This is a genomic window from Hydrogenophaga sp. IBVHS2 (genome assembly GCF_002127215.1).
In the GTDB taxonomy this organism is placed as follows: domain Bacteria; phylum Pseudomonadota; class Gammaproteobacteria; order Burkholderiales; family Burkholderiaceae_C; genus Hydrogenophaga.
The window spans coordinates 62,830-76,410 of the sequence record NZ_NFUT01000001.1 but is presented as its reverse complement, the minus strand read 5'-3'; the positions used below and the strand labels follow the sequence as shown (position 1 = coordinate 76,410).

Sequence of the window (13,581 nt, the reverse complement as noted above, 5' to 3'; positions counted from 1 at the left end):
TAGGACGCGTCCTACAGGCGCGGGGCTGCTACATTGGCCGCGCCACGCATACCCCTGCCCCCATCGATCCGCATGATCCAGATCGCCATCGTCGACGACCACGCCATCGTGCGCACCGGCCTGCGCCAGTTCCTGGGCGAGCAGGTGGATCTGCGGGTGGTCGGCGAGGCCGCGAACGGGCGCGAGGCCCTGGAACTGGTGCGGCAGACGCCGGTGGACGTGCTGCTGATGGACCTGTCCATGCCCGGGCAGGGCGGGGTGGAGGCGCTGCAGGCCATCAAGGCCCGCTTCCCCGATCTGCCGGTGCTCATCCTCAGCGGCTTTCCCGCCAGCCGCTATGCGCCGACCCTCATGGCCCAGGGCGCCAGCGGTTACCTCAACAAGGAATGCGACCCGCAGGAGATCGTCGACGCCATCCGGGTGGTGGCGCTTGGACGCCGCTACCTCAGCGCCGAGGTGGCCGAACTGATGGCCGAGCGGGCATTGGGTGGCGGCACCCGGCTGCCGCACGAGGCACTCTCCGAACGCGAGACCCTGGTGTTCCTGCGCCTGGCACAGGGCGAGACCGTGGGCGCGATCGCCGAGGCACTGCACCTGAGCGTCAAGACGGTCAGCACCTACCGCAGCCGGGTGCTGACCAAGCTGGGCCTGGAGGGCAACAGCGACCTGACCTACTACGCGGTGCGCAACGGGCTCATCGACTGAGGCGCTCGGCCCGCACCAGCGGCCACAGCGCCCACAGCCCCAGGGCCGGCCCGAGGGCCAGCCACGGCACCAGGTGCTGCAGCGGCACCGTCTCGGCCAGGAAGACGAACAGCAGGATGCTCACGATGGAGATGGCAAAGCCGATGCTGTTGGTGAGCGTGAGCACGCTGCCCACCGCCTGCGGCGGCGCGTTGCGGGCGGTCAGCGTGCTGAACTGCGGCGAGTCGCCCGCCACGCTGATGCCCCACAGCACCAGCCAGGCGTAGAACAGGATGTCCGGGGCACCGATGAGCCAGGGCGCGGCCAAGCAGCACAGGCCGCTGGTGCCCAGCAGGCTGCCGGCCACCCGGGCGCTGCCGAAGCGCTGCGACACCAGCCCGCCGGCCACGCAGCCCAGGGCGCCCGCCCCCAGCACGAAGAACGCCGCCCACGACAGGCCGGTACCCTGCAGCCGGGTGGCCAGGATCAGCGGCACCAGCACCCACATGGTGTAGAGCTCCCACATGTGGCCAAAGTAGCCCAGCACCGAACTGCGCACCCTGCGGTCGGTCCAGACCGTGCCCAGGGCGCGCCACTGCAGTGTGGTCACGCGGGCCACCGCGCCGGGCGGGTCGCCGGTGCACAGGTACAGCAGCACACCGCCCAGGGCCGCCAGCGCGGCCACGCCCAGCATCAGCGTGGGCCAGGGCAGGGCGTCGCCCAGCGCCCGCAGCGCGTGCGGGCTGGCCGAACCCAGCACCAGCGCGCCGATGAGAAAGCCCAGCGCACCGCCCAGTCCCTTGCTGTACCACTGGGCCGCGATCTTCATGCCCACCGGGTAGATGCCGGCCAGGAAGAAGCCGGTGGCAAAGCGCCACAGCATCAGGGCGTCCTGGTCGCGCACCATGGCCCACGCCCCCACCGTGCAGCCGGCACCGGCCAGCGCACACACCAGGAACACCTGGCGCGGCGCGAAGCGGTCGGCCAGGGCCAGCAGCGCAAACACCAGCGTGCCCAGGATGAAGCCGAACTGCAGCGCCGAGGTCAGCGTGCCCACGGTGCTGGTGGGCCAGCCCAGTTCGCGCTGCAGGTCGGGCATGACCGCATTCACCGCGAACCACAGCGAGGTGCCCAGCAGCTGGGCCAGCACGATGACGGGCAGGATGTGGCGGGGGACGGGGCGGTCTTGCATCGGCGGGTTCGGTGGCGGGTTCAGCGCCGCAGGTGGGTGAAGGCCTCGAATTCCCAGCTGCGCATGCCCAGCACCAGGGTGTAGCCCTCGCGGTCCTTCTCGGCCAGCCTCTGGTCGGTCTGGTGCTGCTGGGCAAAGTCGGTGGCCAGGCGCTGCAGGCGTTCGGCGAAGTGCGGCGCCAGGGCCTTGCTCACCGAGCCGTGCACCAGCAGCAGGCCCTCGCCGGGGCCGTCGAAGCCGCCGGCAAAGTAGTCCAGCAGCGCATGCTCGCGGAAGTAGTTCATGACCGCGCCGTGCGGCCGCCAGCGGAAGGTCTTGGCCAGCTTGAGCCGGTAGCGGTTGAGCGGCCGCAGCTCGATGATGCCCAGCCGGTCCAGCTGCGCCAGGTACTTCACGCCCTCGGCCGGCGTGAGGCGGTAGGCCGCGGTGATCTGCTCCAGCGTCCACTGGCTCAGCACGCAGATGGCCACCAGCAGCAGCTTCTTGTCGGCCACCACGGCGCGCTCCTGTTCGGCGCTGAGCTCGCGCAGCAGGGGCTGCGATTCGGCCACGCGCCGGGCCAGGTCGCTGAAGTCCAGCTTGAGGTGGCGGCAGATCTCGTCCACCCGCGACAGCGGCATGTCGCCGCGCGAGAGCATGCGCTTGACGCTGGACTCGGCCATGTCGAGTGCGCGCGCCAGGTCGGCATAGGTCATGCCCGCGGCCTTGAGTTCGGCCTTGATGGCGGTCACGAGGTCGAGTGTGGTGCCCATGGGTCTTGCCGGAGATGGTGCGGTGGGGGGTACCGTTTCACGATACCGCAAGGCCCGGCGGCCTGCACCCGGGTCATCCACCGGGGGTGTCGCGCGGGTGTCGCGGGCATGCTGCAGCCCTGTCACCCGCACCGTGTTTCAATTCGCCGCCAGCGGCCCCGAGCAAGGAGAACCTGCATGTCGTCCCCCCATGCCCATGAAGCCCAGCACAGCGGCCAGTTCGCCCTGCTGACCCAGCGCCGTTTCGGTCCCTTCTTCGGGGTACAGATGCTGGGCGCCGGCAACGACAACGTCTTCAAGTTCGCGCTCACCGTGCTGGTGACCTACCAGCTGCAGCTGGACTGGCTGCCGGCCTCGCTGGCCGGGCTGGTGATCGGCGCGCTGTTCATCCTGCCCTTCCTGCTGTTCTCGGCCACCAGTGGCCAGCTGGCCGACAAATACCCCAAGCAGATGCTGATCCGCCGGGTCAAGGATCTGGAGATCGCCATCATGCTGCTGGCCGGCTGGGGCTTCATGGCGCAGCAGATCCCGCTGCTGCTGGGCTGCGTGTTCCTGATGGGCCTGCACAGCACGCTGTTCGGCCCGGTCAAGTTCGCCTACCTGCCGCAGCACCTGAGCGAGCGCGAGCTCACCGGCGGCAACGGCATGGTCGAGATGGGCACCTTCGTGGCCATCCTGCTGGGCAACGTGGCCGGCGGCCTGCTGATCGCCCTGCCCGGCACCGGTCCGCAGGCGGTAGCGGTGGCCTGCCTGGTGCTGGCGGTGGTGGGCCGGGTGCTGGCCCAGGCGGTGCCGGCCTCGCCGGCCACCGACCCGCAGCTGCGCATCAACTGGAACCCGTTCACCGAAACCTGGCGCAACCTGCGGCTGGCGCACGGCAACGTGGTGGTGTTCCGCTCGCTGCTGGGCATCAGCTGGATGTGGTTCTTCGGCGCGGTGTTCCTCAGCAGCTTCCCCGCCTTTGCGCGCGACGTGCTGCACGGCAGCGAGCAGGTCGCCTCGCTGCTGCTGGTGGTGTTCTCCATCGGTATCGGCGTGGGTGCGCTGCTGTGCGAGGTGCTCAGCCGCCGCCATGTGGAGATCGGTCTGGTGCCGCTGGGCGCCATCGGCATGAGCGTGTTCTCGGTCGATCTGTACTTTGCGGCCAGCGGCCTGCCGCCGGCCCAGGCGCTGCCGCTGGGGGCCTTCCTGGCGCAGCCGGCGCACTGGCGCGTGCTGGCCGACCTGCTGCTGCTCTCGCTGTTTGCGGGCATCTACAGCGTGCCAATGTACGCCCTCATCCAGATGCGCAGCCAGCCCACGCACCGGGCCCGCATCATCGCGGCCAACAACATCCTCAATGCGCTGTTCATGATCGCCAGCGCACTCATCGCCGGCCTGCTGCTGCACCTGGGCTTCTCCATCACCGAGCTGTTCCTGTTCGTCGGTCTGGCCAATGCGGTGGTGGCCGGCTACATCTTCCTGCTGGTGCCCGAATACCTGCTGCGCTTCGTGGCCTGGGTGGCCTCGCACCTGATCTACCGCTTCCGCATCCAGGGCGACGAGCACATCCCCACCGAGGGCCCGGCGGTGCTGGTCTGCAACCATGTGAGCTTCATCGATGCGGTGCTGCTCATGGGCGCCAGCCCGCGCCCGATCCGCTTCCTCATGGACCACCGCATCTTCCGGGTGCCGGTGCTGGGCTGGCTGTTCCGGCTGGCCAAGGCCATTCCGGTGGCGCCGCAGAAGGAAGACCCCGAGGCCTATGCCCGGGCCTTCGAGGCCGCCGCTGCCGTGCTGCGCGAGGGCGACCTGCTGGCCATCTTCCCGGAAGGGGCCATCACCCGCGACGGCAGCCTGCAGCCCTTCAAGGGCGGCGTGCTCAAGGTGCTGGAGCAGGCCCGCGCCGACGGGCTGACCGTGCCGGTGGTGCCCATGGGCCTGAGCCATCTGTGGGGCTCGTTCTTCAGCCGCATCGAGCTGCGCGGCGGCGAGCCCACCGCGATGGTGCGGCCGTTCCGGCGCGGTTTCTGGTCGCCGGTGGCTCTGCAGGTGGGGCCGGCCCTTGAGGCCGAGGGCCTCACCACCGATGCGCTGCGCGAGCGGGTGGGTGGCCTGGTCACCGCCCTCTGACCCACACCGCCATCCGGCCGGCGGTGCGGTCGGCGCACGGCACCCGCAGCAGGGCCGGCATCAGGATTCCGCAGGCAGTCCGGGGCGCCGGTATCGCGCCGCGGTACCGCCGGTGGCTTGCCGCAGCACAGCACCACACCGGGAGGGGGCATGGGGCCGTGTTGCGTTCACCATGCGGCCCGTGTTCAACCAACCCTTCAGGTGCTTCATGTTCCGCATTCCTTCCCTGCAACGCCACCTGGCCGCCATCGGCCTGTCGCTGACCCTGCTGGCCGGCCCGTCGGCCCACGCCCAGAGCGAAGCCTCGGTGGCGGTATCGGCCCTGCCGGTGGCCTCCGTCGTGGCCGGGTCGGCCGTGGCCGCTTCCGGCGCCGCATCGGCCGTGGCCACCGTGCCGCTGGCGCTGTCGGCCGGTGGCGCGGTGCTGGTGGTCAAGTCGGTCGAGCTCTCGGCCCAGGGCACGGTCTGGGTGCTCGAGCGGCTGTCCGACGGGGCCCGCGCCAGCGTGCGCCTGTCCACCCGGGCCGCCGGTGCCGCCTCGGTGGGGGTGGGCACCCTGGTCACCGTCAGCCTGACCGGTGCCGGCGCCATGCTCTCGGCCTCCGGCCAGGTGCTGGCCTTCATCCCCAACGCCCTGGGCGAAGCCCTGCTGGCGAGCGAGCAGGTGACCCGATGAAAGCCCGCGCCACCGTCATTGCCATGCTGTTCGCCGCGCTGGCTGCCGGCGCCCATGCCGGCCAGTCCTGCGAGCAGAAGCCGCTCACCCCGCAGGCCCTGCAGCGCGGCCTGGAGCTGGCCCAGCGCACCCACGCTGCCCTGGACGCGGCCCACCAGCGCGACGGCACCCGGGTGGTGGTGCTGGCCCGCGCCGGCCAGGACCTCAGCGCCCACGGGTTGCGTTATTCGCACCTGGGCTGGGCGTACCGGCTGCCCGACGGCACCTGGCGGGTGCTGCACAAGCTCAACGACTGCGGCACCGCTCAGGGGCAGATCCACCGCCAGGGCCTGGGCGTGTTTTTCCTGGACGACCTGTGGCGCCATGAGGCGGCCTGGGTGGTGCCGGCACCGGCCCTGCAGGAGCCGCTGCACGCCGCCCTGACCCAGGGGGACCGGGCCCTTCGGGTGCATCAGCCGGCCTACAGCATGGTCAGCTATGCCTGGGGCACGCGCTACCAGCAGTCCAACCAGTGGGCGCTGGAGGCCATGGCGGCCATGCTGGAGCCCGGTGCCGCCGACCGCGAGTCCGCCCAGGCGTGGCTCAAGTTCAAGGGCTACCAGCCCACCCGCCTGACCGTGCGGCCGCTGCAACGGCTGGGTGCCCGGGTGGGCACGGCGCACATCGCTTTCGACGATCATCCGAACGAACTGCGGTTTTCCGACCGCATCGACACCGTGACGGTGGACTCTGCCTTTGCCTGGATGGGACGCAGCCAGCTGGCCGGGCCGGTGCAGACGCTGTCACTGCCCAACTGATGCCACGCCACCCCGGGAGCACGTCATGAGCAAAGCCTTGCGCTGGTCCGAGAAATGGTTTCGCCGCGGCCTGTGGCTGCTGGCCTTCGTGTTCGCCTGGTTCCTGATGGGCCTGGGCAGCACCATCGTCGGCGATCTGCCGCAGGTGGAGCAGCAGCGCACGCTGGACGACTTTCTGGATCCGCAGCGCGCCCCGGCGCTGAAGGCCGGCATCCAGCAGGCCGATCGCAGCGAGCGCGATCTGCAGGCCGAGCTGGAGCAGCTGCAGCTGCAGCAGCAGGCCGCCCAGGCCAGCCACCGCGCCGCGCGCGACAGCTTCCAGCAATGGCTGGCCACCCGCACTGCGACCCAGCGGCCCGATCAGGACGATGAGCTGGTGCAGCGCACCCGCGCGCTGGACAACCTGCGCCAGGCCGAGCGCGCGGCGCTGGCGGCGGTGGAGGCGCGGCAGCAGTCCCTGCTCGACGTGCGCCAGGGCCGCGACCGCGCCCAGGCCGAACTGCGGGAGCTGACCGAAGACGCCCGCCAGCGCTTCGACAGCGCCCGCCGCGCCCAGGAGCTGCGGGTGTTCGCCTACCGGCTGGCCCTGACCCTGCCGCTGCTGGCCCTGGCGGGCTGGCTGTTCGTGCGCAAGCGCCACACCAGCGCCTGGCCCTTCGTGTGGGGTTTCATCATCTTTGCCGGCTTCGCGTTCTTCGTGGAGCTGGTGCCGTATCTGCCGAGCTACGGCGGCTATGTGCACTACATCGTGGGCATCGTCATCACCGTGCTGGGCGGGCGCCATGCCATCGCGGCGCTCCAGCGCTACCAGGAGCGGCAGCGCCAGGCCGAGACCCTGCCCGACACCGAACGGCGCCAGGCGCTGGACTACGACCTGGCCCTGACCCGGCTGGCCAAAGGCGTGTGCCCCGGCTGCGAACGCACGGTGGACCTGAAGGACCCGGCCAACGACTTCTGTCCGCACTGCGGCATCTGCCTGCACAACCGCTGCTCGGCATGCCGGACGCGCAAGAACGCGTTCGCCCGCTACTGCCACGGCTGTGGCGAGCCGGCTGCCGTCAACCCCGGTCCGGCGTCCGGCGCGGTCGACGTGCCGGCCCCTGCCGCCTAGATGCCGCGTGCCCGGTCGGCCGCGAACTGCGCCCGGAAGGCGCTGAAACGGCCGGCCTCCAGCGCCTCGCGCACCTCGCGCATGAGGTTGAGGTAGTAGTGCAGGTTGTGGATGGTGGCCAGCATGGGGCCGAGCATCTCGCCGCAGCGGTCGAGGTGGTGCAGGTAGGCGCGGCTGAAGCCCTCGCGCCCGCCGTCGTCCCAGCTCACGCCCGAGCGCCCGGCGCAGGCGTGGCAGGTGCAGGTGGTGTCCAGCGGGCGGTGGTCGGTCTTGTGGCGGGCGTTGCGGATCTTCAGGTCGCCGAAGCGGGTGAACAGCGTGCCGTTGCGCGCATTGCGGGTGGGCATGACGCAGTCGAACATGTCCACGCCGTCGGCCACGCCCTGCACCAGGTCTTCGGGTGTGCCCACGCCCATCAGGTAACGGGGCTTGTGGGCCGGCAGGCGGTGCGGGGTGTGGGCCATGATGCGGCGCATCAGGTCCTTGGGCTCCCCCACGCTCACGCCGCCCACGGCATAGCCCGGAAAGTCCATGGCCACCAGGGCATCCAGCGATTCTTCGCGCAGCGACTCGAACATGCCGCCCTGCACGATGCCGAACAGCGCGTTCGGGTTGCCCAGGCGCGCGAACTCGTCCTGCGAGCGCTTCGCCCAGCGCAGGCTCATCTCCATGCTGCGGCGCGCCTCGTCGACGGTGGTGATGTGGCCGTCGGTCTCGTAGGGCGTGCACTCGTCGAGCTGCATGACGATGTCGCTGTTGAGCCAGGTCTGGATCTGCATGCTGACCTCGGGCGACATGAACAGCTTGTCCCCGTTGACCGGGCTGGCGAAGTGCACGCCCTCCTCGGTGATCTTGCGCATGTTCCCTAGCGACCACACCTGAAAGCCGCCCGAGTCGGTCAGGATGGGCTTGTTCCAGCGCTCGAAGCCGTGCAGGCCGCCGAAGCTCTGCATCACCTCCTGGCCCGGTCGCATCCAGAGGTGGAAGGTGTTGCCCAGGATGATCTGGGCGCCCATGTCCTCCAGGCTGGCCGGCATCACGCCCTTGACCGTGCCGTAGGTGCCCACCGGCATGAAGATGGGCGTCTGCACCACGCCGTGGTTGAGGGTGAGCCGGCCGCGGCGGGCGTGGCTGTCGGGGTCGGTGTGGAGCAGGTCAAACTGCAGCATGCGGATTCCTTGAGAGCAGCATGGCGTCGCCATAGCTGAAGAAGCGGTAGCGCTGCGCGATGGCATGCGCGTACAGGTCCATCACCTCCCGGTGCCCGGCCAGGGCGCTGATGAGCATCATGAGCGTGCTCTTGGGCAGGTGGAAGTTGGTGATGAGCAGGTCCACCACCCGGAATGCGAAACCCGGCGTGATGAAGATGCTGGTGTCGCCCTCGGTCTGGCCCGTGCGGGCCCAGCTCTCCAGCGTGCGCACGCTGGTGGTGCCCACCGCCACCACCCGCCCGCCACGGGCACGGCAGGCCTCGATGGCCGCGATGGTGGAGGCCGGCACCCGGTACCACTCGGCGTGCATGGTGTGTTCGGCGATGTTGTCGGTCTTGACCGGCTGGAAGGTGCCGGCGCCCACATGCAGCGTGACCTCGGCCGTGTGCACCCCGCGCTCGCGCAGGCCGGCCAGCACGCCTTCATCGAAGTGCAGGGCGGCGGTAGGTGCGGCCACGGCGCCGGGGTTCTTCGCAAACACCGTCTGGTAGCGGCGCTCGTCGTCGGCCGTGTCTTCGTGGGTGATGTAGGGCGGCAGCGGCACATGGCCGTGGGCCTGCATCACCGCGTGCGGTTCCTCGCTGAAGCGGAAGCGGAACAGGGCGCCGTGCTCGTCGGGCCAGCGGCCGGTGAGCGTGGCGGTGCAGCCACCGGCCAGGTGGATGACACCACCCACGGCCGGCTTCTTGCTGACCTTCATGTGGGCCACCACCTCGTGGTCGGTCAGCACGCGCTCGACCAGCAGCTCCACCTTGCCGCCGGTGGACTTCTCGCCGAACAGTCGGGCCTTGATGACCTGGGTGTCGTTGAACACCAGCAGATCGCCGGGCTGCAGCAGGCCGGGCAGGTCGCGGAACACGCGGTCGACCGGAGCCGGCCCGGTGCCGTCGAGCAGGCGCGAGGCGCTGCGTTCGGCGGCGGGGTGCTGGGCGATCAGTTCGGGGGGCAGGGCGAAATCGAAATCGCCCAGGGTGAAGGCGCGAGGCGCCGCAGGAGAGGAAGTCATGCTGCTTGAGGGCCGGACGGACCCGTTCCAAGTGAAGGGGATGGAGGACGAAGGGCACAATTATCCGATGCCCGCTGCGCCCGCCACCCCGACCGAGAAAAAGCCGCTGTCCGCGCCCCAGAAGGCGCTGCAGCGCCTGGGCCTGGTGCGCGACATCGACCTGGCCCTGCACCTGCCGCTGCGCTACGAGGACGAGACCCGCATCACGCCGCTGAACGAGGCGCGCGAAGGCCTGCCGGTGCAGATCGAGGGCACGGTGACCCACAGCGAGGTGCAGTACCGGCCGCGCAAGCAGTTGCTGGTCACGCTGGACGACGGCACCGACACCTGCACCCTGCGCTTCTTCAGCTTCTACCCCGCGCACCTCAAGACCCTGGCGGTGGGCGAGCGCATCCGGGCCCGGGGCGAGCTGCGCGGCGGTTTCCTGGGCCGGACCTTGCTGCACCCGGCCTTCCGGGCCGCCAGCGGCGATCTGCCGCAGGCCCTCACGCCGGTCTATCCCACCAGCGCCCAGCTGCCCCAGGCCTACCTGCGCAAGGTGGTGGCCAGCGGCCTGAACCGCGCCGACCTGAGCGAGACCCTTCCGCCCGAGCTGCTGGAGAGCCTGCAGGGCGTGGTGCGCGGCGCCTGGACGCTGCGCCAGGCCCTGCAATTCCTGCACCAGCCGGGGCCCGACGTGGCACTGGCGGCGCTGGAAGACCGCAGCCACCCGGCCTGGCAGCGCCTCAAGGCCGAGGAACTGCTGGCCCAGCAGCTCTCGCAGGCCATGGCCAAACGCGAGCGCGATGCCCTCACGGCCCCTGTGCTGCCGCTGCGCCGGGGCGGGCTGCAGGAGCAGTTGCTGGCCGCCTTGCCCTTTGCGCTTACCGCTGCGCAGCGCCGCGTGGTCGACGAAATCGTGGCCGACCTGGGCCGGCCGGTACCCATGCACCGCCTGCTGCAGGGCGACGTGGGCTCGGGCAAGACGGTGGTGGCCGCGCTGGCCGCCATGGTGGCCATCGACGCCGGCCGCCAGTGCGCCCTCATGGCCCCCACCGAGATCCTGGCCGAGCAGCATTTCGGCAAGCTGGTGGGCTGGCTGGAGCCGCTGCTGCAGCCCCTGGGCAAAAAGGTGGCCTGGCTCACCGGCAGCCAGAAGAAGGCCCAGCGACAGGCCATGCTGGCGCTGATCGCCAGCGGCGAGGCCGCGCTGGTGGTGGGCACCCACGCGGTCATCCAGGACCAGGTGCAGTTCGCCGACCTGGCCCTGGCCATCATCGACGAGCAGCACCGCTTCGGCGTGGCCCAGCGACTGGCGCTGCGCGCCAAGACCACGGCCGAACCCCACCTGCTGATGATGAGTGCCACGCCCATCCCGCGGACGCTGGCCATGAGCTACTACGCCGATCTGGACGTGTCCACCATCGACGAGCTGCCGCCCGGGCGCACGCCCATCGTCACCAGGGTGGTGAGCGACAGCCGCCGCGCCGAGGTGGTGGAGCGCATCCGCGCCCAGCTGGCCCAGGGCCGGCAGGTGTACTGGGTCTGCCCGCTGATCGAGGAAAGCGAGGCGCTGGACCTGTCCAACGCCACCGCCACCCACGCCGAGTTGAGCCAGGCCCTGCCCGGGGTGATGGTCGGGCTGCTGCACTCGCGCATGCCGGTGGCCGAGAAGAAGGCGGTGATGTCGCTGTTTGCCGGCGGGCAGATGGGCGTGCTGGTGTCCACCACCGTGATCGAGGTCGGCGTGGACGTGCCCAACGCCTCGCTGATGGTCATCGAACATGCCGAGCGCTTCGGCCTGAGCCAGCTGCACCAGCTGCGCGGCCGGGTGGGGCGGGGCGCGGCGGCATCGGCCTGTGTGCTCATGTACACCCCGCCCGAGGGCGGCCGTCTGGGCGAGACGGCCCGCGAGCGCCTGCGCGCCATGGCCGAAACCAACGACGGCTTCGAGATCGCCCGGCGCGACCTGGAGATCCGGGGACCGGGCGAATTCCTGGGCGCCCGCCAGTCCGGCGCGCCCCTGCTGCGCTTCGCCGACCTGGCCACCGACACCCACCTGCTGGCCTGGGCCCGTGAAGCCGCTGCCGCCATGCTGGAGCGACATCCCCAGGCCGCCGACCACCATGTCGCCCGCTGGCTCGGCAGCAAGGCCGAATACCTGAAAGCCTGATCAGGCGGCGCAGGGGGGCACAATATCCGCATGACGCTGACCGAACTCAAGTACATCGTCGCGGTGGCCCGCGAAAAGCACTTCGGCAAGGCCGCCGAAGCCTGCTTCGTCTCGCAGCCCACCCTGTCGGTGGCGATCAAGAAACTCGAGGAAGAGCTGGAGCTCAAGATCTTCGAGCGCAACGCCACCGAGATCGCGGTCACCCCGCTGGGTGAAGAAATCGTGCGCCAGGCCCAGACGGTGCTGGAGCAGGCCGCTGCCATCAAGGAGATTGCCAAGCGCGGCAAGGACCCGCTGGCCGGGCCGCTGAAACTGGGGGTCATCTACACCATCGGCCCTTACCTGCTGCCCGACCTGGTGCGCCACGTCATCGACCGCACGCCCCAGATGCCGCTGATGCTGCAGGAGAACTTCACCGTCGCGCTGCTGGAACAGCTGCGCCTGGGCGAGATCGACTGCGCCATCCTGGCCGAGCCGTTCCCGGACACCAACCTGGCGCTCGCACCGCTGTACGACGAGCCCTTCCTGGCCGCCGTGCCGCACACCCACCCCCTGGCCGCGCAGGACCACATCACCAGCGAACAGCTCAAGCGCGAGACCATGCTGCTGCTGGGCACCGGCCACTGCTTCCGCGACCATGTGCTGGAGGTCTGCCCCGAGTTCGCGCGCTTCTCCAACGACACCGAAGGCATCCGCAAGAGCTTCGAGGGCTCGTCGCTGGAGACCATCAAGCACATGGTGGCCGCCGGCATGGGGGTGACCCTGGTGCCGCGTCTGTCGGTGCCCACCTCGGCGCTGGAGGGCGCGGCCAACCCCGGTCAGGACTTCGGCGACTCGGCCTATGTGCGTTACCTGCCCTTCCAGGGCGAGGCGCCCACCCGCCGCGTGGTGCTGGCCTGGCGGCGCAGCTTCACCCGCTACGAGGCGATCGCCGAGCTGCGCAACGCCATCTACGCCTGCGAGCTGCCGGGCGTCAAACGCTTGTCCTGATGGCCACGGTACCGATGGGAGCGCCCTCGCGCCTGGCCCTTTACCTGGATCTGATCCGCTGGAACCGGCCGGCCGGCTGGCTGCTGCTGCTGTGGCCCACGCTGGCCGCCCTGTGGCTGGCGGCCGGAGGCTTTCCCGGCTGGCACCTGGTGGCGGTGTTCACGCTGGGCACGGTGCTCATGCGCAGCGCCGGCTGCTGCATCAACGACGTGGCCGACCGCGACTTCGATCGCCATGTCAAGCGCACCGCCCAGCGCCCGGTCACCAGCGGCCGGGTGGGCGTGCGCGAGGCCCTGGCGGTGGGTGCCACCCTGGCGCTCGTCGCCTTTGCCCTGGTGCTCACCACCAACACGGTGACCGTGCTGTGGTCGTTCGCGGCGTTGGCCGTGACGCTGGTCTACCCGTATGCCAAGCGCTTCGTGTCCATGCCGCAGGCGGTGCTGGGCGTGGCCTTCAGCTTCGGCATCCCGATGGCATTTGCAGCGGTGCAGCAGCAGGTGCCGCCCCTGGCCTGGGGCCTGCTGCTGGCCAACCTGTTCTGGGTGCTGGCCTACGACACCGAATACGCCATGGTCGACCGTGACGACGATCTGAAGATCGGCATGAAGACCTCGGCCATCACCCTGGGCCGGGCCGACGTGCCGGCCATCGCGGTCTTCTATCTGGTGTGGCTTGCCGCCTGGACGGCCTTGCTCTGGCCCCTGGTGCAGGCCCGGCCATTGCCCTGGGGCCTGACCCTGCTGGTGGCACTGGCCCAGGTGGTCTGGCATGTGCGGCTGATCGCCGACCGCAGCCGCGAGGGCTGCTTCCGCGCCTTCCGGGCCAACCACTGGCTGGGTTTCACCGTGTTCGTCGGCACCGCGCTGGTGCTGGCCTGAGCGCGGTCCCGCGGCGGGCG

General features: G+C 70.4%; 12 protein-coding genes. 8 read left to right on the top strand and 4 right to left on the bottom strand.

What is annotated here, in order from left to right:
- Positions 1-72 precede the first annotated feature (72 nt).
- Positions 73-705 carry a response regulator transcription factor gene (locus tag CAP38_RS00395; protein WP_086118926.1) on the top strand — a complete coding sequence of 211 codons (633 nt, stop codon included), beginning with the start codon at positions 73-75 and terminating at the stop codon, positions 703-705.
- Here CAP38_RS00395 and CAP38_RS00390 read toward each other — a convergent pair.
- Positions 695-1,876 carry a nitrate/nitrite transporter gene (locus tag CAP38_RS00390; protein WP_086118925.1) on the bottom strand — a complete coding sequence of 394 codons (1,182 nt, stop codon included), beginning with the start codon at positions 1,874-1,876 and terminating at the stop codon, positions 695-697. The genes CAP38_RS00395 and CAP38_RS00390 overlap by 11 nt on opposite strands.
- A 20-nt stretch (positions 1,877-1,896) precedes the next feature.
- Positions 1,897-2,628 (bottom strand): helix-turn-helix transcriptional regulator, encoded by a 732-nt coding sequence (locus CAP38_RS00385; RefSeq protein WP_086118924.1) that lies wholly within the window; start codon positions 2,626-2,628, stop codon positions 1,897-1,899.
- 177 nt (positions 2,629-2,805) lie between these two features.
- Between CAP38_RS00385 and CAP38_RS00380 the strand changes: the two genes are divergently transcribed.
- From CAP38_RS00380 to CAP38_RS00365, 4 genes are all read left to right on the top strand, one after another.
- Positions 2,806-4,740: an MFS transporter gene (locus CAP38_RS00380; protein WP_086118923.1), complete on the top strand. Its 1,935-nt coding sequence runs from the start codon at positions 2,806-2,808 to the stop codon at positions 4,738-4,740.
- 208 nt (positions 4,741-4,948) lie between these two features.
- Complete coding sequence (locus tag CAP38_RS00375) at positions 4,949-5,416, top strand: hypothetical protein (RefSeq protein WP_086119685.1); 468 nt, start codon at positions 4,949-4,951, stop codon at positions 5,414-5,416.
- Entirely contained in the window at positions 5,413-6,213 is an 801-nt protein-coding gene (locus tag CAP38_RS00370) for a DUF2145 domain-containing protein (protein WP_086118922.1), read from the top strand. The genes CAP38_RS00375 and CAP38_RS00370 overlap by 4 nt, the downstream gene beginning before the upstream one ends.
- A 25-nt stretch (positions 6,214-6,238) precedes the next feature.
- Positions 6,239-7,324 (top strand): zinc ribbon domain-containing protein, encoded by a 1,086-nt coding sequence (locus CAP38_RS00365; protein ID WP_086118921.1) that lies wholly within the window; start codon positions 6,239-6,241, stop codon positions 7,322-7,324.
- Here the strand turns inward: CAP38_RS00365 and tgt are convergent.
- Both tgt and queA read right to left on the bottom strand, forming a co-directional pair.
- Positions 7,321-8,493 (bottom strand): tRNA guanosine(34) transglycosylase Tgt, encoded by a 1,173-nt coding sequence (gene tgt / locus CAP38_RS00360; RefSeq protein ID WP_086118920.1) that lies wholly within the window; start codon positions 8,491-8,493, stop codon positions 7,321-7,323. The genes CAP38_RS00365 and tgt overlap by 4 nt on opposite strands.
- Positions 8,480-9,541 carry a tRNA preQ1(34) S-adenosylmethionine ribosyltransferase-isomerase QueA gene (gene queA / locus CAP38_RS00355; protein ID WP_086118919.1) on the bottom strand — a complete coding sequence of 354 codons (1,062 nt, stop codon included), beginning with the start codon at positions 9,539-9,541 and terminating at the stop codon, positions 8,480-8,482. Before queA ends, tgt begins: the two co-directional genes overlap by 14 nt.
- Before the next feature lie 67 nt (positions 9,542-9,608).
- Here queA and recG point away from each other — a divergent pair, with 67 nt between their 5' ends.
- Genes recG through ubiA form a run of 3 tightly spaced genes read left to right on the top strand, consistent with a single transcriptional unit; the run spans position 9,609 to position 13,561 of the window.
- Positions 9,609-11,693: an ATP-dependent DNA helicase RecG gene (gene recG / locus CAP38_RS00350; RefSeq protein WP_256924156.1), complete on the top strand. Its 2,085-nt coding sequence runs from the start codon at positions 9,609-9,611 to the stop codon at positions 11,691-11,693.
- 30 nt (positions 11,694-11,723) lie between these two features.
- On the top strand, positions 11,724-12,683 hold the full coding sequence (locus CAP38_RS00345; protein WP_086118917.1) for a hydrogen peroxide-inducible genes activator: 960 nt from the start codon (positions 11,724-11,726) through the stop codon (positions 12,681-12,683).
- Positions 12,683-13,561 carry a 4-hydroxybenzoate octaprenyltransferase gene (ubiA, locus tag CAP38_RS00340; protein ID WP_086118916.1) on the top strand — a complete coding sequence of 293 codons (879 nt, stop codon included), beginning with the start codon at positions 12,683-12,685 and terminating at the stop codon, positions 13,559-13,561. Before CAP38_RS00345 ends, ubiA begins: the two co-directional genes overlap by 1 nt.
- The last annotated feature ends 20 nt before the right edge of the window (positions 13,562-13,581 follow it).

Excerpts from the sequence above, each read along its gene's own strand:
- CAP38_RS00395 (WP_086118926.1), top strand. The coding sequence starts at position 73 with ATGATCCAGATCGCCATCGTCGACGACCACGCCATCGTGCGCACCGGC.
- CAP38_RS00390 (WP_086118925.1), bottom strand. The coding sequence starts at position 1,876 with ATGCAAGACCGCCCCGTCCCCCGCCACATCCTGCCCGTCATCGTGCTG.
- CAP38_RS00385 (WP_086118924.1), bottom strand. The coding sequence starts at position 2,628 with ATGGGCACCACACTCGACCTCGTGACCGCCATCAAGGCCGAACTCAAG.
- CAP38_RS00380 (WP_086118923.1), top strand. The coding sequence starts at position 2,806 with ATGTCGTCCCCCCATGCCCATGAAGCCCAGCACAGCGGCCAGTTCGCC.
- CAP38_RS00375 (WP_086119685.1), top strand. The coding sequence starts at position 4,949 with ATGTTCCGCATTCCTTCCCTGCAACGCCACCTGGCCGCCATCGGCCTG.
- CAP38_RS00370 (WP_086118922.1), top strand. The coding sequence starts at position 5,413 with ATGAAAGCCCGCGCCACCGTCATTGCCATGCTGTTCGCCGCGCTGGCT.
- CAP38_RS00365 (WP_086118921.1), top strand. The coding sequence starts at position 6,239 with ATGAGCAAAGCCTTGCGCTGGTCCGAGAAATGGTTTCGCCGCGGCCTG.
- tgt (WP_086118920.1), bottom strand. The coding sequence starts at position 8,493 with ATGCTGCAGTTTGACCTGCTCCACACCGACCCCGACAGCCACGCCCGC.
- queA (WP_086118919.1), bottom strand. The coding sequence starts at position 9,541 with ATGACTTCCTCTCCTGCGGCGCCTCGCGCCTTCACCCTGGGCGATTTC.
- recG (WP_256924156.1), top strand. The coding sequence starts at position 9,609 with ATGCCCGCTGCGCCCGCCACCCCGACCGAGAAAAAGCCGCTGTCCGCG.
- CAP38_RS00345 (WP_086118917.1), top strand. The coding sequence starts at position 11,724 with ATGACGCTGACCGAACTCAAGTACATCGTCGCGGTGGCCCGCGAAAAG.
- ubiA (WP_086118916.1), top strand. The coding sequence starts at position 12,683 with ATGGCCACGGTACCGATGGGAGCGCCCTCGCGCCTGGCCCTTTACCTG.